Below are 26,952 nucleotides of genomic sequence, written 5' to 3' on the forward strand. Positions count from 1 at the left end.
TTGTAAAATCGCATAAAATAGCATATTTTTATCGATAAAATTGTTATTTTTGTACATAAAAAACACATTTTAATCTGATTGGTAAAAAAGGTTAATTATTAATTTTTATTTAATAAAAAATAAATTACTAAAAAAATCTCTTATTGTAAAGAATAAACATTAAAAACAGGCGAGGCTCTACAAGACATATCGCCTGAATCATGCATGGTAAACAATAGAAGACCCATAGCCAATGACTAACGTACTCTGGCTGCAAGGTGGGGCCTGTTCGGGCAACACCATGTCGTTTCTCAATGCCGAAGAACCGACAGTATGCGACCTCATATCTGACTTTGGCATTAAAGTGCTTTGGCATCCTTCCTTGGGGTTGGAATTAGGCAACAACTTACAAACCCTGCTGTGGGACTGCATCTTAGGTAACATTCCTTTGGATATTTTGGTATTTGAAGGCAGTGTAGTAAATGCCCCCAACGGCACAGGTGAATGGAATCGCTTTGCCGATCGCCCCATGAAAGATTGGTTAACAGACCTAGCCCAAGCTGCCAGCTTCATAGTTGCTGTCGGAGATTGTGCCACTTGGGGCGGGATTCCCGCAATGTCTCCCAACCCCAGCGAATCCCAAGGCTTACAATTTCTCAAACGGCAAGAAGGCGGCTTTTTAGGTAAAGACTTCCGCGCCAAATCAGGATTACCAGTAATCAACATTCCCGGATGTCCCGCACACCCTGATTGGATAACGCAGATATTAGTGGCGATCGCTACCGGACGCATCGGCGATATTGCTTTGGATGAACTAAATCGTCCCCAAACCTTCTTCAATACCTTCACCCAAACAGGCTGTACACGCAACGTCCACTTTGCCTACAAAGCAACCACCGCCGAATTTGGTCAACGCAAAGGCTGTCTCTTCTACGACTTAGGCTGTCGCGGCCCCATGACTCATTCATCCTGCAACCGCATCCTCTGGAACCGCGTCTCCTCCAAAACCCGCGCCGGAATGCCGTGTTTAGGTTGTACAGAACCAGAATTTCCCTTCTTTGACCTCAAACCCGGAACCGTATTTAAAACCCAAACCGTCATGGGAGTTCCCAAAGAAGTACCCCCAGGAGTCAACAAAAAAGACTACGCCCTCCTCACAATGGTCGCCAAAGATGCCGCACCAGCATGGGCAGAAGAAGACTTTTTCACAGTTTAGTTCGTAGTGATGAGACTTATTGCGAAATTCCTTCTTTCCTTTGCGCCTTTGCGCCTTTGCGTGAGGCAAAAAAATATTTATGCAAGAGGTCTACTAACCAATGGGAAAACAAACATTAGATATATCACCCGTCGGCAGAGTCGAGGGTGATTTAGATGTCCGCGTCGAAATCGCTGATGGCTATGTAGTCAACGCCTGGACTCACGCCGAACTATTTCGCGGCTTTGAAATTATCCTCCGTGGCAAAGACCCCCAAGCTGGATTAATTGTCACACCTCGGATTTGCGGTATATGTGGTGGTTCTCACTTAACTTCTGCATCCTGGGCATTGGATACAGCCTGGGGTACAGAAGTACCACGCAATGCCATCTTAGCCAGAAACCTCGGTCAAATTGTCGAAACTATCCAAAGTATCCCCCGTTACTTTTATGGATTATTCGCCATTGACTTAACCAATAAAAACTACCGTAGTAGTCGCTTCTATGATGAAGCAGTCCGACGCTTTTCTGCCTTCACCGGGAAATCTTACGAACTCGGTGTAACTATTTCGGCCAAACCCGTAGAAATTTACGCCTTACTAGGTGGACAATGGCCGCACAGCAGTTATATGGAAATAAATTAGGAAATGGCTTATGTAGTAAGGATTTGCCAGGATAGGTGCAATGATTCCCTCAGTTTTCCTTAAATTAGGCAATAAACCCACTCCAGCAACATCATAAATCCATTTATTTTTATCTACTAAAAGTTATTTCCTTTTCTCAGGCGTTACCTAACTTTTCCCTACATTGCCTGCTCCAACTCCAAAATCGTCTAAACTCAAAGTGTCCGCTAACCCTCAAAGTCTCATGCCTCGCTGGTTCAACATTGCAGGCCCTTGTAACCCTGAAAAGCACTACACCATCTCAGCCACAAGTCGTCTCCCAGACTTATCAATGCTGATTGAACAAGAAAGTTATTTTGTCGTTCATGCACCGCGACAAACAGGGAAAACCACAGCAATGTTAGCTTTAGCACAGCAACTGACCGCCACAGGACGTTATGCAGCAGTAGTGGTATCGGTAGAAGTGGGAAGTGCTTTTAATCATGACCCAGGTGCAGCAGAATTAGCAATTTTGGGAACTTGGTATGATACGATTTCTATTCGCTTATCTAATGAATTGCAACCATCTGTTAAGCAATGGCAAAAGGAAGAAGCAGGAAACAGAATTAAAGCTTTTTTGCAAGGTTGGGCAAAAGCTTTACCTCGACCTTTAGTATTATTTATTGATGAAATTGATTCCCTACAAGACCAAACACTAATTTCAGTATTGCGGCAATTACGAGATGGTTTTCCTAATCGTCCAGAAAATTTTCCCTCATCGGTAGGATTAATTGGTTTAAGGGATGTGCGGGATTACAAAGTAGCATCGGGTGGTAGTGACAGATTAAACACATCCAGTCCTTTTAATATTAAAGTAACTTCCATTACCCTCAGAAATTTTAATGCCGAGGAAGTGGCAGAACTATATCAACAACATACAGAAGAAACAGGACAAATTTTCACACCAGAAGCCACAGCAACAGCCTTTGATTTAACTCAAGGACAACCTTGGTTAGTGAATGCTCTGGCTAAAGAAGTTGTGGAAAAAATGGTGAAAGATAGAAGTATTTCTATTACCAAAGAACATATTTTACAAGCAAAAGAAATATTAATTGCCCGTCAAGATACTCATCTTGATAGTTTAGCCGAACGCTTACGAGAACCCAGGATAAAAGCAATTATTGAACCGATGTTAGCAGGTTTGGAATTGGGGGATATACCCAATGATGATATTCAATTTGTGATTGATTTGGGATTGTGTAAAATGCACCCCCAAGGTGGATTAACCATTGCTAATCCCATCTATCGGGAAGTTTTACCCAGGGTGTTAACAGTGACACCAATGGCTTCCCTACCAGTGATTGCACCAACTTGGTTAACTCCAGAAGGTGAATTAAATATAGATGCGTTACTGGCAGCATTTCTCAAGTTTTGGCGACAGCATGGAGAACCGTTATTAGGTAGCACTAGCTACCATGAAATTGCCCCCCACATCGTATTAATGGCTTTCTTGCATCGTGTGGTTAATGGTGGTGGAGTCTTGGAGAGGGAATATGCAATTGGTAGTGACAGAATGGATTTATGTCTGCGTTACAAAGATGTCACGTTAGGTATCGAGTTAAAGGTATGGCGGGAGAAGAAGCGTGACCCCCAAACTGAGGGGATTGAGCAGTTGGAATCCTATTTAGGGCGTTTGGGGTTAGATTTTGGTTGGTTATTTGTGTTTGATAGGCGTAAAAATGCCCTACCAATGGAAGAACGTTTATCAACTCAGGTTGTGCTGACAGAAAATCAGCGTCGGATTACTGTGATTCGGGCTTGAGTATTTTGTATGATTGATTTGTTTGTTTGAGCGATCGCTTTTCTCAAATATGTTTAACAGTGAAATTATAAGGTGCGTTACATTCCATTAACGCACCCTACTGGATTGGCGATCATGCTTCAAAATCTCTTCTTTTTAACTCTTCCAAAAGAGCAATACGATATGATTCTTTTCTGAATTGTCTTTCTCTTTCCACTTCTTCTCTACTCATAGAACCTGATTCTATTAGACTTTCTTCCAATTTCAACATCTCATTTTTCAATATCGACATAACTTCGTCATTTGTATGTTCAGCATACAACCTCTCAACCCATTTATTAAACTCTTTATCTCTTTGCTTTTGTTTTGAGATGACTTGTGTATCAAGACAGTTCAAGCAATAATACATAGTTTCATCATCTGAAATGTTATTTCTTATTCTTGTTTCTGAACCACAGGATGAGCATTTTGTATCGTATGGTTCAAAGGGTAAAAATGAAAATTCTTCATTATCTTTCTCTTGTTTTATCGTATTTTTCAAATAATCAATTTTTGCAATTTTTTCATCACAGACAAAACACTTACAATCTTTATGATCATCCTTAAAGACTACGAAACCAAGTGACCGACAACTCGGACATACAACAAGAATTCCATTATTACTTTCAGTAATCCCATTAATTACTGGCTCGAACTTTTTTAGCCTTTGCCGTTTATATTCTTCATAACTAGTTGCAATTGATTTTATCTGCCCAAACTTTTTTGTTGTTCAACTGTACTCTTGTCAATTAGGTGTTTATCCCAGAAGTTTATAATTTCATCTAATGCTGAAGCAATAGTTTCTTTACATTCACTGATAGATACTTTTACCTCAAAATGCTCAAATCTATTTCTTAAGGCTCGAAGCATTTTAAATGGTTTGTCGTTAATATCAATGTTTAGAATACCCTTAAGCCTTTTAAGCAACTCATCATGATAGATACTTACAAAATCCCCACTTTGAAGCTTCCTGGGATCTGCACTACTAACATCTTGAAATATTAAGCTCCAATGCTCTTGTCTAAGTTTTTCTTTTAGTAATAATTCAATTCCTGAGTAGAGATGTAATATGGAATATTTAAGAAAGTGTGGAGATTCAAGACGATTAAGAAATAATGGACGTACTGCCTCAAGAATATAATCTATGCCATTATCTAGCAAACTTAATATAATGTTTTCCATCTCTTTGCTTATATGTATAACTTGTACTGATGTACATCAACATACCAAGAACTTTTTTGCAGATCATCAATATCCACATATTATACAGACATTTTCCAGATAACTACCTAAATCTGGGTGGATAGCAATAAATTCTCTGGCTATTATCTTTTCCCAAGTAATAGACGGAATGATTCGGTATATCTACCCGATGTTCATACAAACAAAAATCCTCAATTAGCCCTTCCTGCCATCCCCAATCTTAAAATCGTCTAAACTCAAAGTATCCGCTAACTGCCAAAATCCTATGTCTCGCTGGTTTAATATTGCAGGCCCTTGTAAAGACGATATCCACTATATGCTCTCTCCAACAATACGATTACCAGATTTGGAGGAGCTAATTCGACAGCGTAGTTATTTTGTCGTTCATGCACCGCGACAAACAGGGAAAACCACAGCAATGTTAGCCCTAGCACAGCAACTTACCGCCACAGGACGTTATGCAGCAGTAATGGTATCTGCGGAAGTGGGAAGTGCTTTCAATCATGACCCCAGTGCAGCAGAATTAGCGATTTTGGGAACTTGGCGTAATACAATTGAGGATAACTTACCCCCAGAACTACAACCCCCAGCTTGGGTTTATAATGCCCCTGGGCAGAGAATTGGCGAAAATTTAAGAGCTTGGTCAAAAGCTATAAATCGTCCGTTAGTATTATTTATAGATGAAATTGATTCCCTACAAGACCAAACACTAATTTCAGTTTTACGACAGTTACGAGATGGTTTTCCTAATCGTCCAGAAAATTTTCCCTCATCGGTAGGATTAATTGGTTTAAGGGATGTGCGGGATTACAAAGTAGCATCGGGTGGTAGTGACAGATTAAACACATCCAGTCCTTTTAATATTAAAGTAACTTCCATTACCCTCAGAAATTTTAATGCCGAGGAAGTGGCAGAACTATATCAACAACATACAGAAGAAACAGGACAAATTTTCACACCAGAAGCCACAGCAACAGCCTTTGATTTAACTCAAGGACAACCTTGGTTAGTGAATGCTCTGGCTAAAGAAGTTGTGGAAAAAATGGTGAAAGATAGAAGTATTTCTATTACCAAAGAACATATTTTACAAGCAAAAGAAATATTAATTGCCCGTCAAGATACTCATCTTGATAGTTTAGCCGAACGCTTACGAGAACCCAGGATAAAAGCAATTATTGAACCGATGTTAGCAGGTTTGGAATTGGGGGATATACCCAATGATGATATTCAATTTGTGATTGATTTGGGATTGTGTAAAATGCACCCCCAAGGTGGATTAACCATTGCTAATCCCATCTATCGGGAAGTTTTACCCAGGGTGTTAACAGTGACACCAATGGCTTCCCTACCAGTGATTGCACCAACTTGGTTAACTCCAGAAGGTGAATTAAATATAGATGCGTTACTGGCAGCATTTCTCAAGTTTTGGCGACAGCATGGAGAACCGTTATTAGGTAGCACTAGCTACCATGAAATTGCCCCCCACATCGTATTAATGGCTTTCTTGCATCGTGTGGTTAATGGTGGTGGAGTCTTGGAGAGGGAATATGCAATTGGTAGTGACAGAATGGATTTATGTCTGCGTTACAAAGATGTCACGTTAGGTATCGAGTTAAAGGTATGGCGGGAGAAGAAGCGTGACCCCCAAACTGAGGGGATTGAGCAGTTGGAATCCTATTTAGGGCGTTTGGGGTTAGATTTTGGTTGGTTATTTGTGTTTGATAGGCGTAAAAATGCCCTACCAATGGAAGAACGTTTATCAACTCAGGTTGTGCTGACAGAAAATCAGCGTCGGATTACTGTGATTCGGGCTTGAGTATTTTGTATGATTGATTTGTTTGTTTGAGCGATCGCTTTTCTCAAATATGCTTAACAGCAAATCTAACACCTCTAGACTGCGATCGCTTCCTTAAAGTCCACAATCTTGGTTTGTTCCCAGGAATTTATCGGCGGAGTGATTAGGAGTTATCTTCGGGAACGCAGCCTACAAGATCCGCGATCGCACTAAAAACCCAGTAAAGCCTTTTGAACTTCCTCCGATGAGACTTCAACTAGATTTTCAGCCGCGACATTTTCGTGCTGATGACTCAACTCAATCATTCCGCCAACAGCGTTTACAAGCCTAAGAGTTAAGGGTACTACTCCTTCAAGAACACCATAATTGCCTGTAAGTTTATTTTTGTAAAAAGGTTTACTCATTTTTGTACAATTTTATTACTTTTTTACTATAAAATAATACTTTTTTCTTATTTTTGATTTGCTGAATAGATATCTGTCCATGAGTCAAATCTTTTTACTCTAGCATTCGTCCTCTGGTTATCCAAACCGAGTTCCCTACAAATAATTTTATAAATATCTGGAGGAAATCCGCCAGGAAACTCCCATTCTGTACTTCCATCTTCCATTATCACGATACCTGAGATATTTGGATACTTATAACCAAGTTCATATCTTACAATATATTTCGAGAGTTGCTTACTATGTGTAAAACCTAAAGGACGCATCTCCGTTAGTAGTTGATGCAACTCATCAGCCTTCGTTTTCTCTAAACGATGCTTATTAGCTATTCTTGTAATTTCATTTTCTCGTAGAGCTTCTGCCTCCCTGCATCGCTCCTCCTCTGCCGCTCTAAGTTGACTTTCTAAGTTATCTCGCTCAAAACTTAGTTCATGTCTACGATCAACTCCAACTAACTCTATCGTTACAAGGTCAAGCCAGCTAGGTTTTGGAGAGTCTACATTTTTCCAGATACTCTCTACTGTTTGGATCAAACCACATAATTCATGTGTATAGCTTTGAGGGATATTGTCTGCGTTTAGCCAAAGCTTACTAACTTGTTCGCCTTTTTCAGTTGTTTCAATTTCATACCAGAAATTGACTGTTTCTAAAGCTTCGCTATTGTCCAATTTTTGGGCTAATTCAGGATGTTTCTTCTTGATTTTTTTTATATGGAAGAAAACTTTTCCATTAGGATTAGAAAAAGTACGACCGACAAACCCAAATCCTCTGTCAGCATGGTAGTTGTTAATACTACCAAAATCTATCGTCATAAAATCAAACCCCTTGATGTCCCCGGTCATACACCTCAGATAATCTCTGCATCATAACCGAAAGCTCTCCATTAATGAGAACCGGGATTTTACTTAAAGAAAGTATAAAAAAAGTTGTATTTACAGTTGTACTAAGTTCTCAAAGCAAGAATATAATGATGGATTGAAAAGTTAGCGATCGCACTTAAAAATCAAGACAGTCATTACGCCTGTTTTTGTTTTTAGACTTAACGGAACACTATTGATTTATATTTGTTTTCTAAATCGTGGTGCTAAAGCTATTCACAGTCCTCTGGATTGTTAAATATTCTCTGAGAATTTCAACTTTTCCACCTCCAACTTCAACCTTTCATTCTCCATCCGTAACGCCAATATTTCATTTTTCTGCAACTCAATTAATGACTTTTGACTAATTACCTCACCAAAGGCCTTTTTCCTATTTTCAATCCCAAACCATCTTTGATAAGTTTTTGTATGCTCATCAACAGTATGACCTAAGTTATCTGCTGCGGCTTTGATCGCTATTCCCTGAAGATGCGATCGAATCGCGCAAGCATGGCGTAAATCATAAGGTTGAAACTCAATTCCCACTTTTCTAAACCATCTGGATATATCTCTCCGCATCCAATTAATATTTTGTACAGATGCAATTTTTGCCACCTTTTGTTCTAAAATATTTAATGGTTTGGGATTTTTTAAATCAAATAATTCTATCCATTCAGCTACAAAAGGAAGAACTTCTCGATATCCAGTTTTGGTATTTTTATTCACCTTCCAAGTGTGGTCTATATTTTGGGGAGACATCCACCAATTAATATCCGGTTCTACAAATAATTCCCTTGGTCTTAAACCATAAGTCGCTAACATTCCATATACCCAACGCCACATTTCCCAGGTATCTATTTCATCACTGATATTTGTGTTTTTGCGGCTGAGTGCAAATTTTTCAAAGAGTTGAAAAGCAGATATTATTTTTTCATCATCAGGTATTTCTCGATAAGCAGGAGTGACATTATCACGTTTAACATCGAGTTTAAATCCTAAATTAAAGGTTTTGATTAAAACAGAAGTTACCGCAATTAGTTCATTTTTTTTATTCCCATGAACTGAATTAATAATTTCCTCAAAATTTTCTTTTGTGGCTAAATAGGTGAGAGGGAAGTTTCTTTTGATGACAGATATGTAGTTAGCAAAAGTATTTTGACTGGTGATACTTTTCTGACGTGTTTGATAATATTTTTCTTCAAATGTATCTAATAATTCTCCAATCTTTTTTATTTCTTGCTTTTCTCTAGATTTAATTCCTAAATACTTCTCGTTCCACTGGAAAGTGTGACGAGCAATTAATTTACCCAACTCATAACTTTCCTCAATTGCAGTTTTTAATCCCTCTAAATTTGCTGGTATCCCTAGAGACAAGTCATACTGTTTTTTTTGCTTACCTGAATTTCCATCGCCTGGTTTTAAGGGTAGGGTAGCTCGTAATTGGAGAGAATTGCCAGTTTGTTTAATGCTAACTCTTATTCTCTCCCTTTTTAAATTAGTATTGGCTTCGACTAACTTTTGTTCAAAAACTGCTTGATACTGTAATTCCGTTGCTTTTATTTTCGCCATTGTTCCCCTATAGCTACCGTCTGTGGTGTTCTGCGGCTCAAAATCGGCAAATATATCGGCGAATAAGTCGGTTAAATCTGCATTTACATATTCATGTGTAGATGTGGAATATGTTTCCTCGCAATTACCCTGATTTTCTCGGCTCATTCCCTAAATATTCCCTTATTTATAAACCGAAATGGTGAAAATAAAATGTTCTTGTCGAGCAAAATTACTTTACAAAATAAGTTACTCAGGAACATTTTCAGCATACCACCAGTTGTCATAGCAGTTATATGGTGCCTGGTGGTGTGATGTGCGCCCCCACCTTAACTGACATTACCCGCGCCTGGGCAATTTTAGAATATTTCCGCACCAACTGGTTAGAACCAGTATGGTTAGGCTGTTCTTTAGAACGCTACGAAGAAATACAGACTTACGATGACTTTATGAACTGGTTAGATGAAGACATCAAACATCGTGAGTCAGACTTAGGCTTTTATTGGCGGATGGGTCTAGATATTGGTCTAGATAGATATGGCGCTGGTGTTGGTAAATACGTCACTTGGGGATATTTAGCCCATGAGAATAAATACCAAAAACCGACGATTGCAGGGCGGAATGCGGCGATGATTATGAAGGGTGGCGTGTATGACAGCTTCACCGACACGCACAGCCTAATGGATCAGTCCTTCGCCCGCGAGAATTTAACCCATTCTTGGTACGATGAAGGGACAGCAGATATTCATCCAAGCGATCGCACTACAAAACCCATCGCTAACAATACAAAAGACTTCGACAACGCCTATTCTTGGGCAAGTGCAGTATTACACAAAGATTTCGGACGCTTAGAAGCAGGCCCCTTGGCGCGTCAGTTAGTAGCAGGTGGTAATCACGGTGAATCTTGGCAACATCATGATGGCTTCATCTTAGATGTATTCAAGAAAATGGGCGGTGCTAATATTCACGTCCGTCAATTAGCCAGACTCCACGAAATCGTGAAACTATATCGCCAAGCCGAACACTGTTTGCGCGAGTTCAAGTTAAACGACCCTTGGTATATCAAACCCACAGAAAAAGACGGCAAAGGTTGGGGTGCAACCGAAGCCGCGCGGGGTGCTTTGTGCCACTGGGTAGATATAGAAGGCGGTAAGATTAAGAACTACCAAGTCATTGCCCCTGGTACGTGGAACATCGGCCCCCGTGACGGTCAAGATAAACGCGGCCCCATTGAAGAAGCGTTAGTAGGGACACCTATCGAAGATCCGACCGATCCTGTAGAAGTTGGACACGTCGCCCGTTCTTTTGATTCCTGTCTTGTGTGTACAGTCCACGCCCACGATGCGAAGACAGGCGAGGAGTTGGCACGTTTTCGGACTGCGTAGGTTTAAACGCAGAGAATTTTTTATGAGTATGGCTAATGGCTATTTGTTATTTAGTCATTAGCTTATTCCGTATCATATTAAGCTTGAGAATTGCCACGAAAACGTTCCATAAATTCAGGATAATTATCCAAATCTTGCAATGATTCTAATGGTGGCATTTCAATCCAATTTGCTTCCGCGTGCAATTTATCTATATAAGCATAAAAAGCTTCTTGGTCATCCCGATGAGCAAGAACATAATCATGTAATTCTTTCTGACTCATAGCTTGAAAGTTTGGCTTACTCATCCGATGTACCTCCACCGTCCGTTAGGGTATATTTCTATAATATTTTCCTCGCCAGCCAGCAAGAATATATTTCCTGTTCGTTCATCCATCCGAACAATATTGATAGGTAAATAAAGTTTTGTAAACCAGCAGCACAATATATAACACTGCGTTTTTTGTTCTGGTGTAGGGATAATTGCTCAGAATTTTTCTGTATGTATCATTGGGAAATATAAGAAGTAGCATAAACCAAAATCACCAGACTCTTAGTCAGGACTTACGCAAAATCATGAAAAAACAAACCGCAAAGGGCGCAAAGGACACGAAGTAAAGAGGATTCGAGAAGGTGTTTGTGTAAGTCCTATTAGTAAACAGATGATAATTACTAGGTAAAACTGGGAATACTGTTGTTATGACAAAAGTATTACGCAGGGTTTTAGTATGGGTTTTGCGGAAGATTTAGCTAAATTATCTGAAAAAGTTAGCAGTAGGCTTGCTATCGTCATAGGAGAAGAAAATACGAAAGCTGCTTTTATTTCTCCATTTTTAAGTATTTTAGGTTATGACATTACCGACCCAACCGAAGTTAAACATGAATACTTTGCTGATTTTGGTACACCAGCAAAAGTAAAACAGCCAAAAAAAGTAGATTACGCGATCGCAATTAATGGCAACATTGTTATGCTGGTTGAGGCCAAGTCTTGTCAGGAAAAACCAGAGGTTCATGATGGACAGTTGAGAAGTTATTTCAATGCAATTTTAACTGCTCAAATTAGCATTGTTACCAATGGTGTTGAATACCGATTTTTCACTGATTTAGAGAATATCCACATAATGGATAAAGAAGCATTTTTTACCTTTAATATTCTAGACTATACTCCAAAAGATATAGAAAATCTTAAGCTGTTTCACCGTGATAACTTTGATGCGGCTAGGATTAAGAATGATGCTGAAGAAATGCTCTACTCCCAAGGCATAAGTGAATTAATAGACGGACTATTAGTTTCTCCTTCAGATAAATTTGTTCACTTTTTAATTAAGGAACTTGGGACGGTTGCACCAAAATTTGAATTTCGAGGAAATGTAGTGAATGCAAAAGTTATTAATAGATTTCAGCCCATTGTTAAACGCTCAATTCAAACAAGTTTATTATCATTGATTACTCGTTCAGTGAATCAAGAAATGACTCATTTGACAAAGGATCGATATTTTGCAGGTTCAGAACAGGTAGAAACAGATGTCACTAATGGGTTGGAAGATGAGGAGAAAACTGATGTTATTACAACAGCAGAAGAATTAGCGGCTTTTAATACAATTCAGGCAATTACGAAAACTTCCACAAAATATAATTTGGAAATCCAACAGAGGGATACTGTTTCATATTTTGGGATTAATCTTGGTAGAACAACATGGTGGTTTTTGCGATTATATCTATCCTCAACTAAGAAAAGTTTTATTGCTAGAATACATCCAGATGAAGCAAAAAGATTAGCCCCTGATTTTGAAATTCAGGATATACCGGGAGTGAACGCTGAAATGGTGTCAAAAATAAAGATTGATTCGATAGATGATTTTAATAAGCTAAAGCCTTTGATTTTGCGTTGCTATGAAATAGAAGCATCAAAACACTAATTGTAGAACCAAGGGAAACCAAAGGGTTAGTTGAGTTGGCAGAATTTTTATCTCTGCTAAATTTACGCTCATAAGGTGTAATACAGCATTCTAACTAGCAGCGATCGCACAAAATCACCACAGGCGATCGCTCATTCACTACAATCAGCTATTTGTATAATTTGCTAATGCTGGCTAAAAGCGATCGCACATAAGACCGAGGTTAGCTTTCCAAGCCAGAAGTTTAGCATAAATCTCTTCCTGTCCTGGCTTTGGTTGGATTTTGGCTATTTGTGCAAGGCGATCGCGGTTTTTCTCTTCCCAGTATTTACGTAGCTCTTGGGTTTCTTTTAAAACTGTTTGATATTCTGCTTCTACTTCAGTACGGTTGGAGTTAATATATGCAAGTGCAGCATCAAGTTGTTCTTCTGTTAAAGGAAGCCAATTTCGGATCAGTTGAGGTGTCCATCCAGCCAAAAGGTGATCCATAACATCATAAATAGTGATGCGTGTTCCAGCGATCGTCAGACCACGTTCTGTACGGACAATAGCTGATTTCTCGTTAAATACTGGAGTCATACCTGTAACCTCCCAGATTTTTCTATATCATTACTCTAGTTTCTGAATGAGAGCGATCGCATTACAGATACAGTTTCAGTAATTTATTTTTGTGCTACTGCCCTAAAAGTTTATCGTATTCTGAATGTGAGCCAATCCAAAACCAAACTATTTTGTTATCTTCTTGAACAGCTAATGCTCGATAGTGTAAGCCGATTCGTACAGACCAAAAACTCCCTACTTTCTTGAAATGCAGTGATGGATACCAGGGATCTTGCTTGAGCAAAGCATAACACTGATCAGCGAGTTCCTGAATATTGCGTGGTAACTGTCGGTAGTGATACCAAAAGTCTGGAGTTGCTTTGTGTATCACAGATCCGTACAGTGTCCTTTCCGCAGATGTTCTAATGCTTTTTGAGCAAGATTATTGAGCTTTCCTGCTTGTACATCTTTCTCAAACTTTTGATCCCAAATAGCAGCATCAAATTCTGCAAACCAATTACGAAAAGCAGATAGTTCTTCTGGTGAAAATTGACTCACAGCACGTTCAATCACCAACTCATTAAAAGACCGAAAACTTCCTGCATCAAAATCATCTAATCCTTGTTGAATACCTTTTACAGCCTCTTTTGATTCCTGTGCTTCCCACTCTAAAAAACTTGCTAGTAACTCAGATGCAACAAGATTAACATCTTGACCTTGGCGAGCAGCTTTATCACGTAGTAATGCTTCTAATTCTGGGCTAAGGGTAACAACAATTGACATTAAGCTCATCCTTTAGCATTCAGCTTCTAAGCAATATTTTAGCGCGATCGCACAGACTCACCACAGGCGATCATATCTATAACCAAGTAATATCTAATCTCTGCGACTTTTCCAATATCCTGGCTCTCGACTACAGTGCATAACTGCCAAGATGAGAATGTAGTCTTGCTCAATAGTGTAAAGAATTCCATAGGGGAATTTGCGTGTCAGACATCGCCGAACGTCTTCATCAATTACTTTCCAACGATAAGGAGATTCTCTAATCTGATAAACTGCATCCTCAACAGCATTAATAAATGCTTGTGCTACCTCAGTACGCTGTGCTGTGTAGTACTGGACAGCTTCTGCATATTCTGTCAGTGCTTCAGGATGAAATACATATTTCATTGCTCAAGTAGCCGCCTCACTTGAGCTAAAGCTTCATCTCCAGGTATGGGTTGTACATAATTACTTCTAATCTCATCACGCCGCATCTTTGCTTCAGTAATCCAAGCAGCTTGAATGGCGGGATCTGTATCGAACTCTAGACTTTCTATAATCTTTTCTGCTAAAAGTACCCTCGCTGCACTAGGCAAAGATAAAATTTCTGCTGTGAGTTGCTCAATTGATTGCATAGCTTGTTACACAAAGCTGAATTGTGCTTACACTTTAACCATAATCTAACATAGCGGCAGCATCAACCTTGTATCATAGCTCTATATTTGGAATGAGAGCGATACCTTCGGTGGGCTGAGTCGCAAAGCGACACGCTGCGCGAACGCCAACGCACATAATCACCACAGATGATCGCTTATTGCAAAATAGGCATTATTTTATTTATTCTTTTCTAGACTGTGTAGCCGATCGCGATCGCACAATTTAATTGTTGTACCGTTCATCTCAATTATTCCGTCTTGGCTAAATTTATAAAAGGTACGCGATAAAGTTTCGGGAATTGTGCCGAGGAGTGCGGCGAGTTGTCCTTTGGGTAAATCTAACTCGAAGACATCAGCTTTGCCGCAGCGATCGCTTAAATTTAATAGGTAGTGTGCTAATCTTTCGGGGACTTCTTTAAATGATAAGGTATCAACTAAATGCGTTAATTTTCGCAAGTGTCGGGCGAAGCTTCCCAACATAGCCAAGGCGAGGGCTGGGTGTTCCTGCACAACAAGCAAAAATGCTGTTCTAGGAATAAACACAACTTCGGAATTTTCTAGTGCCGCAGCTGAGGCTGGGAAACTTCCGCCATCAAAGGTAGGAACTTCGGCAAAATAATCATCCGCCCCAAATATATGGAAAATCTGTTCTTTTCCACCGTTAGCTACTTTAAAAATTTTAATTCTGCCGGATTTAATAATAAATAATCCTGTGCCTTCATCTCCTTCCCAAAACAGGGTTGCACCTTTTTTATAAGTTTGGGGAATAGCAATGTTGGCTAGGGCTTGCAGTTGTTCATCTAATACGTTCTGAAAAATTGATGTACTTTGCAAAAATTTTTTTACTTCTAGGACTCGTTCGCTAACAGCCATGAGGTGTTGTTTGGTAGGGTTTTTAAACGCAAAGGTGAGGCAGCGCGTTGCGGGGGTTCCCCCCGTTGTAGCGACTGCCGTCACGCTGAGGTAAACGCTGAGGTACGCGGAGTTTTTAATGAGGTACTTAATAATTCTAGCGACGGTGAGATTTATAACAGTCGAAGTATAGGTTAGGACAAAAATCATCAAACTTATAACCTATCCCCTGGCATAAGTTACGAAACTTTACCTATAGTTTTGACTTAGATCAAGGATTTGCTGAAAGGGGGTGAATATTCTGGAGCTATGAAGATTGGAGCGATGAATCATGTTCTGTAACCAGTGTGAACAAACAACCCGTGGCGATGTCTGTCATCAGTGGGGAGCCTGCGGTAAAAGTCCTGAAGTGGATGCGTTACAAGATTTACTAGTGCATTGTCTACGTGGGTTATCTCAGGTGGCGTTGCAAGCAAAATCTCTCGGTATTGCCACACGCGATACTGATGAGTTTACCTGTGAGATGCTGTTTTCCACACTGACGAATGTGAATTTTTCGCCGGATGATTTTGTTGGGTTTATTAATCATGCGATCGCATTACGTGCAAGTCTTAAGTTACAAGTTCAAGCCACAGGTAATGCTGTCGTTGAGTCGGCTATTAATACTTTTCAACCAGCTAGCACTTTACAAGCAAGAATTCAACAAGGCAAAGATTTAGAGTTTGAGTTTATTAGTCAATCGGGTAAGAATGTAGATATTTTTTCACTCAAGCTGACAGTATTATATGGGCTTAAAGGTGTGGCGGCTTATGCGTTCCATGCAACTGAACTAGATCAGCATGATGAAGATTTATATGTATTTTTCCATGAAGTTCTCGCTGGTTTAGATGCTCAAGATAAGAGTCTGCAAGAGTGGGTAAACTTGGCGTTGCAGGTTGGGCAGATGAACCTAAAAGCAATGGAATTACTAGATGCTGGTAATACTACAACTTTTGGACATCCAACACCGACACTGGTAAATCTTGGTACTACAGTCGGTAAGGCAATTCTCGTTTCTGGACATGACTTGCTGCACTTGAAAGCTATCTTAGAGCAAACCGCCGGAACAGGTATTCAGGTTTATACTCACGGTGAATTGCTGCCTGCACATGGTTATCCTCTGCTAAAACAAACTTATCCTCACCTCTACGGACACTACGGTACGGCATGGCAAAACCAAACCCATGAGTTTGAAAAGTTTCCGGGTGCAATTGTTATGACGACAAACTGCCTGATGCCTCCCCATGAATCTTACAAAGACAAAGTGTTTACTTTGGGGCCTGTGGGTTATCCTGGTTTGCAACACGTTAGCATTCATGACATTTCACTGGTGATTCAAAAGGCACTGGAACTGCCAGGATTTACTGAAGAAAGTACTCGCGGTGCTGTAACTACAGGTTTTGCTCGCAATGCAGTTTTAGGTGTCGCGGATACTGTAATTGATGCTGTCAAGCAAGGCAAGATTCGCCACTTTTTCTTGGTGGGTGGTTGTGATGGTGCAAAACCTGGGCGCAATTATTACACCGATTTAGTCGAACAAACACCGGATGATTGTGTGGTATTAACCTTGGGTTGTGGCAAATTCCGCTTTTTTGACAAAAATCTCGGTGACATCGGCGGTATTCCTCGCCTGTTGGATGTTGGACAATGCAATGATGCTTACTCAGCGATTCAAATTGCTGTGGCTTTAGCCGATGCTTTTGGTATTGGTGTCAATCAACTACCATTGTCGATGGTGCTGTCTTGGTATGAACAAAAAGCGATCGCAGTTCTCTTGACATTGCTTCATCTAGGTATCCAAAATGTTCGCATCGGCCCGACACTGCCAGCTTTTTTGACACCTAATGTTGTCAAGTTACTTTCTGAAAACTTCAATCTCAAACTCATCACCACCCCAGAACAAGATTTAGCTGCTTGTCTTGGCTAAAAATCAAGGGTTTAAGGGTGTAAGGGTGTGGGGTGTATGTAATATCCAGAATCCATTAACCCTACACCCTTCCCTAAATAAGAAAATTCCTTGTTTTGAGTCAAGAGCATGGGAAAATACATGGTTGGTCATAATTGTGACCAACCATTTTGGTTTATATTTCACATACTGCACCCAAGAACAAGGACTAATGGCTAAAAAGTTTCGTAGTAATTTCCAAATTTTCTTAGATAATTCCATCAAGAGCGATCGCACAGCAAAGCCAAGTTCTGAGTTCTACTCTATTTTCTCGCAAGAAGAAGTTTTAGAAATCATTCATGCCTTAGAAACTAGATGGGAAATTCCTCTAAAATATGCTTATAAAGGTAAAGGCGCAAAAATTTGGAATGATTTTTACAAAAAATTTTTACTGCCCAAGTGGTATCGCAAATCTAATACAGAAATTGACCTTTTAAGAGATAATTTTGAATATCTTTGTAGTAACTTAACCAGCAACAAAGTTAATATTATTGATGTCGGTGCAGGTAATTCCTATCCTGCGAAAGAATTTGTCACGCATCTGCATAGCTTGAATAAAATTAATCAATATATTGCCTTAGATATTAGCGAAGGCTTATTAGCTGTTTCCCGAACCAATTTTCAAACTTGGTTCCCTAATATCCATTATCTAAACCAACAACTTGATATAGAAAATAGCTGTATCCCTGAATTTATCTCCAATACCCAACCACATCTACACACCCAAGATACAGCCAAAATCATATTGCACCTGGGCGTGACTATGGGCAATCATCACAATAGAAATAAAGTACTCAAAAATTTTAGCAATAGCATGAGAGCCGGAGATTTTCTGGTGTTTACTAACGAAATTGGTTCTAACTCTCAATGGGATGGCATCGCCAGAGGTGGCTGCAAGTATCATGCAGAAGAAATATATTCCTCCATTAAAAATAAAATTGGGATTAACTCTCAAGATTGCCAACTAATTAGAAAGTATGAATTAGAAACAGATAGTGTAGTTGCTAATATTAAATTTCGGCATAATTACACGATAAATTTTCTGGTGAATGGCATAAATAAGTATATTAAAATCCCCAAAGGTAAGGAAATTACTATTTGGAGACATCATAAATATGAAATGCCTGAACTTCTTCAAGAATTAGAAAACGCTGGTTTAAAACTTGTTCGCTTCACAACAAACAAGTATTCATCACATATTATGGCAATTTGTACAGTTGCTAATAATTAGTCAAGTTAATGGGAAAATAAATATAACTTGTGGGGGTTGTCATTGATCAATAATCAATGGCTACTTTCCCACTTGTCTTTATTGTTTCATGTGCTACATTTATATTCTTTAATCTTGAATTTTTTCGGTTTGTGGTAATAATGGCTCGTTGTGATTGGTGTTTTGCTGAGTTACAGCTACCATGCTTAATAAAATAGCACTACCAACTGCCAAAGCTATTAAAGGCGTTTTGAAAGGCAGAAAATCTCGAACAATTCTCGCTAAGGGGCTGCTTTGCCGGCGCAGTGCTGAACAAAGCATGATTTGTTTGAAAGTAAAAGGATCGCGGACATAATGACCGCTACGACAGACTACTAATCTTTCCTGGCAATAAGGACAGCTAAACAAACCTATGTAAGTTTTAATTGGTTTGGGTTTAGCATTTCTTTGGCAAATAGGGCAAGTAACATAATGATTATCAAAGATGGGTGTATTCATCTACCGTGTCCGCCTAGTCCATCCATTCACTCTATAAAAAAATAGTCATATTGAGTTTTTGAGTCACCCTTAGCAGTCTTCATTGTGTGGTATAACGACATCAGCCAATCATCCACCAAGCGTTCTGCTAATATTCCAGCAATTCAACTTTGTTGGGTTGATGGTAAGAAATAAAATCTTTTATTCCCTAGCTACCCTGCTTTTGTTGCTCCACCGCAGTTTGTTAACTTGGACAAACCCCAAGATAGCACTGCCGTCCTTTTTCTGTCTTTACCCACAATAATTTGGGTGAACAGATTTTTCGGGATTTTTTAATGGTCGCAACACGAGTATAGCTAGATTTGCCTCAGGATGACTCCTGTTTGTTGCTTACCATTAGTATATTTACTCAATTTATCGGTACTGTCTTTTTTCTCAAGAAAATTTTGACGCTACCTATTCGTACCATAGCAGCGATCGCAGCCTCTTGAATGTTAATTTTCTCTCATGTAGCCATTTTCTCCAGCAAATTTTTTTTAATCAAAGCCTTATAAACCCAGCTAATCTAACTTACTTGTCTGGTTGATAAATAATGGCTCACAATGAGAAGTAACAGATGAAAATTTAAATTTTTTCTTACATTTACCTCAACTTTATTTCAATGACTCTCTTGCCTCCCACCAATCTCAGGAAGGTCATGGAACAACCTGCATTACCTACACCTTCCAGCCGTTTTACCCATCTAATTAATCGTTTTCAACCTTCCCCAGAAACAGTTGTGCTATTTTTAGCCGTACTGATTGGTGGTGGTACTGGTATGGGCATAGTGACGTTTCACTATTTAATCGAGCTAGTTCACCATCTGATGCTAGAAGATTTAATGAGCATCATTGGGACTTGGGGAGCCTGGACGTTAGCCTGCGTGCCGATTTTAGGTGGCATAATTGTCGGGTTAATGCGCTGGCGCACTCAAGATTTTGGCCCTGGTTTGTCAACTTTAATTGCTGCATCTCAAGGCACGGCAATTAAGCGCCCCTTAAGGCCTGTGACAAAAATGATTGCGGCCTCGGTTTCTTTAGGAAGTGGTGCTTCCCTAGGGCCGGAAGGGCCAAGTGTCGAGATTGGTGCTAACTTCGGGATGTTGTTGTCGCTTGTCCTCCAAGCATCGCAAGAGCGTCAGCGTTTGCTATTAAGTGCTGGTGCGGCTGCGGGGTTAGCGGCGGGATTTAACGCGCCGATCGCTGGGGTCTTTTTTGCCTTAGAAGTAGTTATGGGGGCAACATCTTTTGCAACTTCGGCTGTGAGTGTAGTTTTACTCGCTGCTGTTGTCGCCGCATTAATCGCTCAAATTGGTTTAGGCGCGCAACCTGCTTTTGCTTTACCTGCTTACCAAGTCCGTAGTCCCTTTGAACTACCTTTATATTTGGGCTTGGGTTTAGGCGCAAGTTTAGTCTCTCTGGCTTATACAGAATTAATTCGGTTAGCCAAGGCTTGTTTTGCTGGCTCAATTCCTGGTTTCACTTTTTTCCAAAGCATCCCCAAAGCTTTTCATCCCGTTATCGGCGGTGTGATTTTGGGGTTGGTGGCTTTGCAATTTCCGCAGATTTTAGGTATTGGTTATGGCACTGTCCAAGCAATGCTTCAAGATGTGGAGTTTTCGCTTAATCTGTTGGTGGCGTTGCTCATATTCAAGTTGCTGATGACCGCTATTAGTGCCGGGAGTGGTTTTGTCGGCGGTTTATTTGCACCGGCAATGTTTTTGGGTGCTTCCTTTGGTTCAGCTTATGCCAAAATTTTATGCCTAGTAGTACCAGGAATTGACGCATATATGGCTGCACCACCAGCCTACGCAATGGTGGGAATGGCCGCCGTGTTAGCGGCGAGTGTCAGAGCGCCATTGACAGCAATTTTGATGTTGTTTGAATTAACCCGCGACTACCGCATTGTTTTACCTTTGATGGCGGCGGTGGGTTTGAGTGTGTGGTTAATAGATCAAATTAAGCCAAATGTGAACTCTAACTCAAAACTGCAACAATTTGGTTTGGCTGATTTGAAAGATGAACAAGCAGAAATTGTCCAGCAAATTTTTGTAGAAGATGCTGTACTTTCCTGTCCGAAAAAACTCTCAGCTAATTTGGGACTATTAGAAGCCGCGATGGAAATGACCCGCGATCGCTCCCGTAGTGCTTTAGTAATTAATGAAGCCGAACAATTAGTCGGAATTATTTCTTTAGAAGATATTAATCGCGCGCTTACCCGATGGAAAAACTTGCAAAATTCTGATACCGAAATTCACCCTGATTTGCTTAATCAAACTCTCATGGATATCTGCACCACTGAAATTCTTTATGCTTGGCGCGACGAACCTTTATCAGAAGCTTTAGATCGGATGGCTTTGCGAGGATTGCATCAGTTACCTGTAGTCGCCAGAGACAACCAAGAACGCATTTTAGGTTTATTAGAAAAAGAACAAATTGCCTTAACATGCAACTTAGCAGTAACTCGAAAAACACTACATGAATATATTACTAGTGCTATCCATCACAGATATAGTCAATAGCTCAGGAAATACCAAAAAGCTTAAATAGAGAAACACAAGAACACACCATAATTACCCCTAACAATATTGTTAGGGGTTGTTAGTCAAAAGAAATAATTTTTTAGTCTCCACAAATTAATTCGCTTGAGTGCGATTGTATGCAGAGTTGGCACAAGCGTAGCTTTCTGAGCTTTACCTTCTCCGCATCTGGTAAATTGTTTTGTCAATGGTCTTGACTGATGACTATTGACCTTACCAATTTTAGATTTCGGATTTTAGATTGGTTTTTCACTACAAGCCTCACCATACAGGGAGCATAACCAATCTCAAATTTCTTAGCTGCAACCCAACACTGGGTACACTGCATCTAAAACCGTAAATCTGTCTTGAAAAAAGTTTGCTCAAGTCGGAAAACCCGCCTACGCAACGCCAGTTGCTCCCAGCCGGGAAACCCGTGCAACGCACTGGCTCAACTTTTGACAAAATCCAAAATTGTTTGACTTTAGACTATTGACTTTTGACTATTTATTTAAGCTGTGGCTTCAATTTCTTCGATACCTTCTTTATCTTCTGGATCTACTTGCCGCAGACGAATGTGCTTTTTACCTAAAGTAATGAGAAACTCATCACCAGGTTTGAGATTCATCTGTTTTGTATAAGCTGATCCTATCAGTAAGTTACCGTTTGATTGTACGCTAATTCTATAGCTGGCACTGCGTCCACCACGTCCATTTGCATTGGGCGAGGTATCTAACTGAATGCCTTCAGCATCAATGAGAGCGTTCAAGAATTTCATCATATTGACACGCTCTATACCATTTTTAGTAACGGTATAGTAGCCACACTGTTTCGCTTTTTCTTCTTTGCTAAGGTTCTCTAGCTCTTTGACTTTTTTGAGCAGATCCTCACCGACTAGGGGTTCAATTTTTTTTTGTTTAGGCATCAACTTAGGTTGAAAATGAATGGTTGAAGTAGTTGAATCGATTTTATTTTAGCTGAGGTTGAGATAGTAGGAACAAAATCCTTTATTTTTTATATCAGCCTAGCCAAGTATATTACAATCCTAGCCAAAATTGTTGCATAATTATCAATAATGTCAAGACAATATATTGTGTAGATATCAATAATGGTGATTACTATATATGGGGTATGAAAGACTGCTAAACTATATTTGTTTAAGTTTTCTAAAGTAAGACAAAAAAGTTGATCTACTTATTCAGCTTGATTGTTGGAACAAACAATGATAAGTAAACCCGGTATTTAGTCAATAGCCAACAGTAGAATGATTTGGGATTTGGGATTTGGGATGATTGGATTGACTCCGACTACCCTTGTTATCCCACTTTGAAAAATGATTGAGACGGAGATGGATTGGTAAAACCCAGACTTAGACAGCAATTCCCAATCCAAAATCTAAAATTTAAAATCCCAAATGGTATTAAGGAACTAAGTGATGGGTGAATGCTGAGATTTGTTTCACCCACAAGAGTTAAGGTATGAACTCAAAAATCGCAAATCGGCAATCTAAAATCTAAAATTGGTACAGTCAATATTTAGGCTATGAACTATTGATTTTTAGCTATGTACTATCAGCTTTTGGCTCAAGAATCATGAAACTAACTACCAAAGGACATTACAGTGTCAAGGCTTTGCTAGATTTAAGCTTGCAGCCTGGTTATGGGCCTGGATCGGTAAGAGCCATCGCCAAGCGTCAAGATATTCCTGCACCATACCTCGAAAAATTACTAATAGAAATGCGTCGTTCGGGATTAGTAAAATCGATTCGGGGTAGTGTAGGTGGCTATCAACTAGCAAGAGAACCCGCACAAATTTCTATCGGCCAAATATTAGAAGCAGTGGGTGAAACAATTACCCACATACCAGATCGCCAACCCACTCCAGCACAAGCAGAAGATTGGGTAACATATACTCTTTGGCAACGACTCAACCAAAAACTCAAAGAAGCTTTATATAGTATTACATTGGCAGATTTGTATTACGATGCGCGCAGTTGGCAAGCATCTTTAGGAGAAGAAGCAAGTTTTGTAGTTTAGTCAATAGTCAATAATCATTATTCAATAGTATGACACCAATAATCAAGGACAAATGACTATTGACAAAATGCAAAGTCTGATTGGAGGCTGATGGCGATCGGTACTTTGTAACAGGGGAGAAATGACATTTATAATTGCCGCAGTTTTAGATTTTTTAATAGGCGATCCTTGGGGTTGGCCTCATCCAGTCAAAGTGATGGGATGGGTCATTTCTCGTCTGACAAAATTTTGGCTTAACTTATGTCAAAATTCCATAACACAAAAAATTGCCGGAATTTTCCTAGGGTTAATTTTGATAGTTGGTAGTGGTTGTATGGGTTGGTTAATAATTCAAACTGCCGAATGGTTGCATCCATTATTGGCAATACTTATAGAAAGTATTATGTTAGCTAGCTGTTTTGCCTTAAAAAGTTTACGAACAGCAGCTACAGATGTTTTACACCCTTTAATTGTTGGCAATTTACCAGAGGCACGCTCCCAATTAAGTAATTATGTTGGTCGAGATACTGACAATCTTTGCGCAGCAGAAATTTTACGCGCAGTTTTAGAAACTGTCACCGAAAATGCTACTGATGGAGTGATGGCTCCACTTTTTTATGCCATTGTTGGTGCTTGTATACCCAATGTTGGGCCAATTCCTTTAGCTTTGGCATACAAAGCAAGCAGCACTCTGGATTCGATGGTGGGTTATAAAGAAGCACCATATACTTATTTGGGTTGGTTTAGCGCGCGTCTCGAAGATTGTTTAACTTGGCTACCTTGTCGGTTAACGGTAATTACCTTAGCGTTGTTATCGGGTAAGCCATTGCAAGTTTGGCGCATTTGTTGCAGAGATGCCATTTTAGACCCTAGTCCCAACTCTGGTTGGAGTGAATGTGCTTATGCAGCCATTTTGGGCGTGCAGATGGGGGGAACAAATTGTTACCGTGGGGTAGCTAAAGAAAAACCCCTCTTAGGCGATGCCCTTTACCCAATCACACCCACTACTATTCACCAAGCTTTACAATTAACTCGCTATAGTTTTTTATTGTGGTTAGGAATAGCGATCGCTATAACCATCCTCATTCATTAATCAACCACTCTTGAAGGCAGTCAATAGCAAGTATATGAGTTGAATACTCACTTAACTCCCAAACAAGTAATGATAGAAATAGAAAATTTGTAATTGAGCCGATAGTCAATATTTTGACTATTGACTTTTAACCCTTGACTATCAAATAAATCCTATGTCTGCAAAAGTCGTTGAAATTCTCTCATCCGAAGACTTACGCCGTACCCTCAACCGTCTGGCTTCTCAAATTATTGAAAGAACCCGTGACTTATCTCAGTTAGTGCTTGTAGGGATTTATACTAGAGGAGTATTTTTAGCAGAATTATTAGCACGTCAAATTGAGGCTACAGAAGGTATAAGCGTACCAGTGGGAGCCTTAGATATCACTTTTTATCGAGATGACCTAGACAAAATTGGCTTACGAACTCCAGCCAAAACCAACATTCCTTTTGACCTGACAGGAAAAACTGTCATCCTTGTTGATGATGTAATTTTTAAAGGCCGAACAATTCGCGCAGCTTTAAATGCTGTCACTGAGTATGGTAGACCAGAAATTATTCGTTTAGCCGTGTTAGTAGACAGAGGTCATCGAGAAGTCCCAATTCATCCAGATTTTATCGGCAAGCAATTACCTACCGCTAAAGAAGAAATAGTCAAAGTTTATCTGCAAAATCTCGACGACAGAGATGCGGTAGAGTTAATCGGAGATTAATTTTGAAGTACAAAATTGCATCCTTTTGACCATTGACTACCTAATAATTGGACTACCATGATGATGGACTAAATACCACTTGCCGCCTAATTTCTGAAATATATTGGTAGCCATTGATTGTGCTTCTATTCTTCGACCACCCAAGACTTGGAAGACATTTTCAATTAGCACAACATAAGCAATATTATCAGTAACTTCTGTTGTCACGATATCAACATTAATTTCTATATATGCGGTATTTTGAAAAATCTTTTCCCAGGAATTACAAATTTCTGTCCAACCACGCAAAGTTTTGCGCCCTGGATGAACGCATAAGCTTCCAGTGCCATGAGACCATATAGCTTTCATGGCTTCAATATCTTTTTTTTCAAAAGCCCGGTAAAAAGCTGTATTGATAGCTAAAACTTCAGATGTCATATAGTTAATTGCTATGCTTACTGATACGAATTATATAAACTGATTTATGACAAGTACATTTACTGCGCCAATTAAACCTAGTAGTGAAGATAGTTTTGCGATTAGTATTGCACCATTATCTCTGGAAGAAATCTATGCTAAAGCTGACGACCCAGCTAATGGGGCGGTAGTGGTTATGAGTGGTATGGTTAGGAACAATACTGATGGACAACCTGTAGTTGCCTTAGAGTATCAAGCCTACGAACCGATGGCATTGCGGGTATTTTATCAAATTGCTGCTGATATTCGCACATTTTGGCCAGATGTCCGGCGAGTAGCCATTCATCATCGCGTTGGACGTTTACAAGTAGGAGAAATCAGCGTATTAGTAGCAGTTGGTTGTCCCCATCGAAGTGAAGCGTTTGAAGCTTGCCGTTATGCTATTGATACACTTAAACACAATGCACCTATTTGGAAAAAGGAGTGGTATAGCGAGCTAGATGGTAAACTATCTAGCAGTTGGGTGAGTATTGGTGCTTGTGAACAGTCAGGACAAAATTGCTAAAATTCCCGAAGTGGTTGCCTATGCCCGTGTTTCGTCTAGAGAACAGGCAGAAAATTCGGCGGCATTAGATCAGCAAATAGCTCGTCTTAAGGCGGCAGGGGCAGAAATAGTATTAACTGATACTGAATCTGGACGTGAAGGCAAAGAAGACCAACGGTCTAATTTTCAGAAACTCATGCAGTGGGTTCGAGGCGGGTTAGTAAAGCAAGTTATTATCACTCGTCTTGATAGGTTATCTCGTTCGCTGCCTACACTGCGTAAAGTTTTGAATGAGTTTCAGAAATCAAATACTAGTCCTATATTAACGAGAATTTATTTACTTAACAATACCGTTGCCAATTTACGAGGCTTTAAAGCCTGTAGAAACGGCATGAATACGTCCCAAAGAAGTAAGCTTGGCAAAAATCTGATTTAATAAAATAGGCTCAGGA

The 26,952-nt window shown here is 39.7% G+C and carries 26 protein-coding genes and 4 pseudogenes; 14 read left to right on the forward strand and 16 right to left on the reverse strand.

Going from position 1 to position 26,952, the window contains the following annotated elements:
- Positions 1-232 precede the first annotated feature (232 nt).
- The 3 genes and pseudogenes from H6G69_RS26055 (at position 233) to H6G69_RS26065 (ending at position 3,597) form a co-directional block, all read left to right on the forward strand.
- Positions 233-1,195 (forward strand): hydrogenase small subunit, encoded by a 963-nt coding sequence (locus tag H6G69_RS26055; protein WP_190692024.1) that lies wholly within the window; start codon positions 233-235, stop codon positions 1,193-1,195.
- Positions 1,196-1,295: 100 nt separating this feature from the next.
- Positions 1,296-1,805, forward strand: a pseudogene (locus H6G69_RS26060) (nickel-dependent hydrogenase large subunit); the annotation flags it as partial.
- A 235-nt stretch (positions 1,806-2,040) separates the two neighbouring features.
- A complete protein-coding gene (locus H6G69_RS26065) occupies positions 2,041-3,597 on the forward strand; it encodes an ATP-binding protein (RefSeq protein WP_190692025.1) in 1,557 nt (518 codons plus the stop codon).
- Between the two features lie 112 nt (positions 3,598-3,709).
- Here the strand turns inward: H6G69_RS26065 and H6G69_RS26070 are convergent, their stop codons facing one another.
- Both H6G69_RS26070 and H6G69_RS26075 read right to left on the reverse strand, forming a co-directional pair.
- Positions 3,710-4,117, reverse strand: a complete 408-nt coding sequence (locus H6G69_RS26070) for a hypothetical protein (RefSeq protein WP_190692026.1) — start codon at positions 4,115-4,117, stop codon at positions 3,710-3,712.
- 203 nt (positions 4,118-4,320) lie between these two features.
- The gene (locus H6G69_RS26075) at positions 4,321-4,797 is read right to left on the reverse strand and encodes a hypothetical protein (RefSeq protein ID WP_190692027.1); all 477 of its coding nucleotides are present in this window, start codon (positions 4,795-4,797) and stop codon (positions 4,321-4,323) included.
- Positions 4,798-5,083: 286 nt separating this feature from the next.
- Here H6G69_RS26075 and H6G69_RS26080 point away from each other — a divergent pair, with 286 nt between their 5' ends.
- On the forward strand, positions 5,084-6,634 hold the full coding sequence (locus tag H6G69_RS26080; RefSeq protein ID WP_190692028.1) for an ATP-binding protein: 1,551 nt from the start codon (positions 5,084-5,086) through the stop codon (positions 6,632-6,634).
- Between the two features lie 188 nt (positions 6,635-6,822).
- Here H6G69_RS26080 and H6G69_RS26085 read toward each other — a convergent pair whose 3' ends face one another.
- The 3 genes and pseudogenes from H6G69_RS26085 to H6G69_RS26095 form a co-directional block, all read right to left on the reverse strand.
- Entirely contained in the window at positions 6,823-7,017 is a 195-nt protein-coding gene (locus tag H6G69_RS26085; protein ID WP_190692029.1) for a hypothetical protein, read from the reverse strand.
- A gap of 47 nt (positions 7,018-7,064) precedes the next feature.
- The gene (locus tag H6G69_RS26090) at positions 7,065-7,868 is read right to left on the reverse strand and encodes a cold shock domain-containing protein (protein ID WP_190692049.1); all 804 of its coding nucleotides are present in this window, start codon (positions 7,866-7,868) and stop codon (positions 7,065-7,067) included.
- A gap of 278 nt (positions 7,869-8,146) precedes the next feature.
- Positions 8,147-9,629, reverse strand: a pseudogene (locus H6G69_RS26095) (site-specific integrase).
- Positions 9,630-9,745: 116 nt separating this feature from the next.
- Between H6G69_RS26095 and H6G69_RS26100 the strand changes: the two are divergent.
- Positions 9,746-10,846 (forward strand): annotated as a pseudogene (locus H6G69_RS26100) (nickel-dependent hydrogenase large subunit); the annotation flags it as partial.
- A gap of 77 nt (positions 10,847-10,923) precedes the next feature.
- On the opposite strand, the gene H6G69_RS26105 reads toward H6G69_RS26100, so the two are convergent.
- Complete coding sequence (locus H6G69_RS26105) at positions 10,924-11,133, reverse strand: DUF6887 family protein (RefSeq protein WP_190692031.1); 210 nt, start codon at positions 11,131-11,133, stop codon at positions 10,924-10,926.
- Positions 11,130-11,309: a DUF6888 family protein gene (locus tag H6G69_RS34870; RefSeq protein WP_397326999.1), complete on the reverse strand. Its 180-nt coding sequence runs from the start codon at positions 11,307-11,309 to the stop codon at positions 11,130-11,132. The genes H6G69_RS26105 and H6G69_RS34870 overlap by 4 nt, the downstream gene beginning before the upstream one ends.
- Positions 11,310-11,553: 244 nt before the next feature.
- Between H6G69_RS34870 and H6G69_RS26110 the strand changes: the two genes are divergently transcribed.
- Positions 11,554-12,744, forward strand: coding sequence for a type I restriction endonuclease (locus H6G69_RS26110; protein ID WP_190692032.1), 1,191 nt, complete (start codon positions 11,554-11,556; stop codon positions 12,742-12,744).
- 174 nt (positions 12,745-12,918) lie between these two features.
- Here H6G69_RS26110 and H6G69_RS26115 read toward each other — a convergent pair whose 3' ends face one another.
- The 6 genes from H6G69_RS26115 to H6G69_RS26145 form a co-directional block, all read right to left on the reverse strand.
- On the reverse strand, positions 12,919-13,302 hold the full coding sequence (locus H6G69_RS26115; protein WP_190692033.1) for a DUF433 domain-containing protein: 384 nt from the start codon (positions 13,300-13,302) through the stop codon (positions 12,919-12,921).
- Positions 13,303-13,396: 94 nt separating this feature from the next.
- On the reverse strand, positions 13,397-13,654 hold the full coding sequence (locus tag H6G69_RS26120; protein WP_190692034.1) for a hypothetical protein: 258 nt from the start codon (positions 13,652-13,654) through the stop codon (positions 13,397-13,399).
- The gene (locus H6G69_RS34140; RefSeq protein WP_242072187.1) at positions 13,651-14,046 is read right to left on the reverse strand and encodes a hypothetical protein; all 396 of its coding nucleotides are present in this window, start codon (positions 14,044-14,046) and stop codon (positions 13,651-13,653) included. The genes H6G69_RS26120 and H6G69_RS34140 overlap by 4 nt, the downstream gene beginning before the upstream one ends.
- Before the next feature lie 93 nt (positions 14,047-14,139).
- Positions 14,140-14,433 (reverse strand): type II toxin-antitoxin system RelE/ParE family toxin, encoded by a 294-nt coding sequence (locus H6G69_RS26135; protein ID WP_190692035.1) that lies wholly within the window; start codon positions 14,431-14,433, stop codon positions 14,140-14,142.
- Positions 14,430-14,660 (reverse strand): addiction module protein, encoded by a 231-nt coding sequence (locus tag H6G69_RS26140; RefSeq protein WP_190692036.1) that lies wholly within the window; start codon positions 14,658-14,660, stop codon positions 14,430-14,432. The genes H6G69_RS26135 and H6G69_RS26140 overlap by 4 nt, the downstream gene beginning before the upstream one ends.
- A gap of 198 nt (positions 14,661-14,858) precedes the next feature.
- Complete coding sequence (locus H6G69_RS26145; protein ID WP_242072188.1) at positions 14,859-15,743, reverse strand: Crp/Fnr family transcriptional regulator; 885 nt, start codon at positions 15,741-15,743, stop codon at positions 14,859-14,861.
- A gap of 121 nt (positions 15,744-15,864) precedes the next feature.
- Here H6G69_RS26145 and hcp point away from each other — a divergent pair, with 121 nt between their 5' ends.
- Together hcp and H6G69_RS26155 are read left to right on the forward strand one after the other, a co-directional pair.
- Positions 15,865-17,499, forward strand: a complete 1,635-nt coding sequence (hcp, locus tag H6G69_RS26150) for a hydroxylamine reductase (protein ID WP_190692037.1) — start codon at positions 15,865-15,867, stop codon at positions 17,497-17,499.
- 136 nt (positions 17,500-17,635) lie between these two features.
- Positions 17,636-18,748, forward strand: a complete 1,113-nt coding sequence (locus tag H6G69_RS26155; protein ID WP_313952075.1) for an L-histidine N(alpha)-methyltransferase — start codon at positions 17,636-17,638, stop codon at positions 18,746-18,748.
- A gap of 108 nt (positions 18,749-18,856) precedes the next feature.
- Here the strand turns inward: H6G69_RS26155 and H6G69_RS26160 are convergent, their stop codons facing one another.
- A complete protein-coding gene (locus H6G69_RS26160) occupies positions 18,857-19,225 on the reverse strand; it encodes a hypothetical protein (protein ID WP_190692039.1) in 369 nt (122 codons plus the stop codon).
- 640 nt (positions 19,226-19,865) lie between these two features.
- On the opposite strand from H6G69_RS26160, the gene H6G69_RS26165 reads away from it, so the two are divergent.
- A complete protein-coding gene (locus H6G69_RS26165) occupies positions 19,866-21,764 on the forward strand; it encodes a chloride channel protein (RefSeq protein WP_190692040.1) in 1,899 nt (632 codons plus the stop codon).
- A gap of 508 nt (positions 21,765-22,272) precedes the next feature.
- On the opposite strand, the gene H6G69_RS26170 is transcribed toward H6G69_RS26165, so the two are convergent.
- Complete coding sequence (locus H6G69_RS26170) at positions 22,273-22,686, reverse strand: AbrB family transcriptional regulator (protein WP_190692041.1); 414 nt, start codon at positions 22,684-22,686, stop codon at positions 22,273-22,275.
- A gap of 667 nt (positions 22,687-23,353) precedes the next feature.
- On the opposite strand from H6G69_RS26170, the gene H6G69_RS26175 reads away from it, so the two are divergent.
- The 3 genes from H6G69_RS26175 to pyrR all read left to right on the forward strand — a co-directional run bounded on the left by H6G69_RS26175 (position 23,354) and on the right by pyrR (position 25,560).
- Positions 23,354-23,797, forward strand: a complete 444-nt coding sequence (locus H6G69_RS26175) for an RrF2 family transcriptional regulator (protein ID WP_190692042.1) — start codon at positions 23,354-23,356, stop codon at positions 23,795-23,797.
- A gap of 121 nt (positions 23,798-23,918) precedes the next feature.
- Positions 23,919-24,869, forward strand: a complete 951-nt coding sequence (gene cbiB, locus H6G69_RS26180) for an adenosylcobinamide-phosphate synthase CbiB (RefSeq protein ID WP_190692043.1) — start codon at positions 23,919-23,921, stop codon at positions 24,867-24,869.
- 154 nt (positions 24,870-25,023) lie between these two features.
- Entirely contained in the window at positions 25,024-25,560 is a 537-nt protein-coding gene (gene pyrR, locus H6G69_RS26185; protein ID WP_190692044.1) for a bifunctional pyr operon transcriptional regulator/uracil phosphoribosyltransferase PyrR, read from the forward strand.
- Between the two features lie 36 nt (positions 25,561-25,596).
- Here pyrR and H6G69_RS26190 read toward each other — a convergent pair whose 3' ends face one another.
- Entirely contained in the window at positions 25,597-25,977 is a 381-nt protein-coding gene (locus tag H6G69_RS26190) for a nuclear transport factor 2 family protein (RefSeq protein ID WP_190692045.1), read from the reverse strand.
- A gap of 46 nt (positions 25,978-26,023) precedes the next feature.
- Between H6G69_RS26190 and H6G69_RS26195 the strand changes: the two genes are divergently transcribed.
- Together H6G69_RS26195 and H6G69_RS34875 are read left to right on the forward strand one after the other, a co-directional pair.
- Positions 26,024-26,521, forward strand: coding sequence for a molybdenum cofactor biosynthesis protein MoaE (locus H6G69_RS26195; RefSeq protein WP_190692046.1), 498 nt, complete (start codon positions 26,024-26,026; stop codon positions 26,519-26,521).
- Between the two features lie 10 nt (positions 26,522-26,531).
- Positions 26,532-26,801 (forward strand): annotated as a pseudogene (locus tag H6G69_RS34875) (recombinase family protein); the annotation flags it as partial.
- Positions 26,802-26,952 lie beyond the last annotated feature (151 nt).

The sequence above is a fragment of the Nostoc sp. FACHB-110 genome (assembly GCF_014697425.1).
Lineage (GTDB): Bacteria > Cyanobacteriota > Cyanobacteriia > Cyanobacteriales > Nostocaceae > Nostoc_B.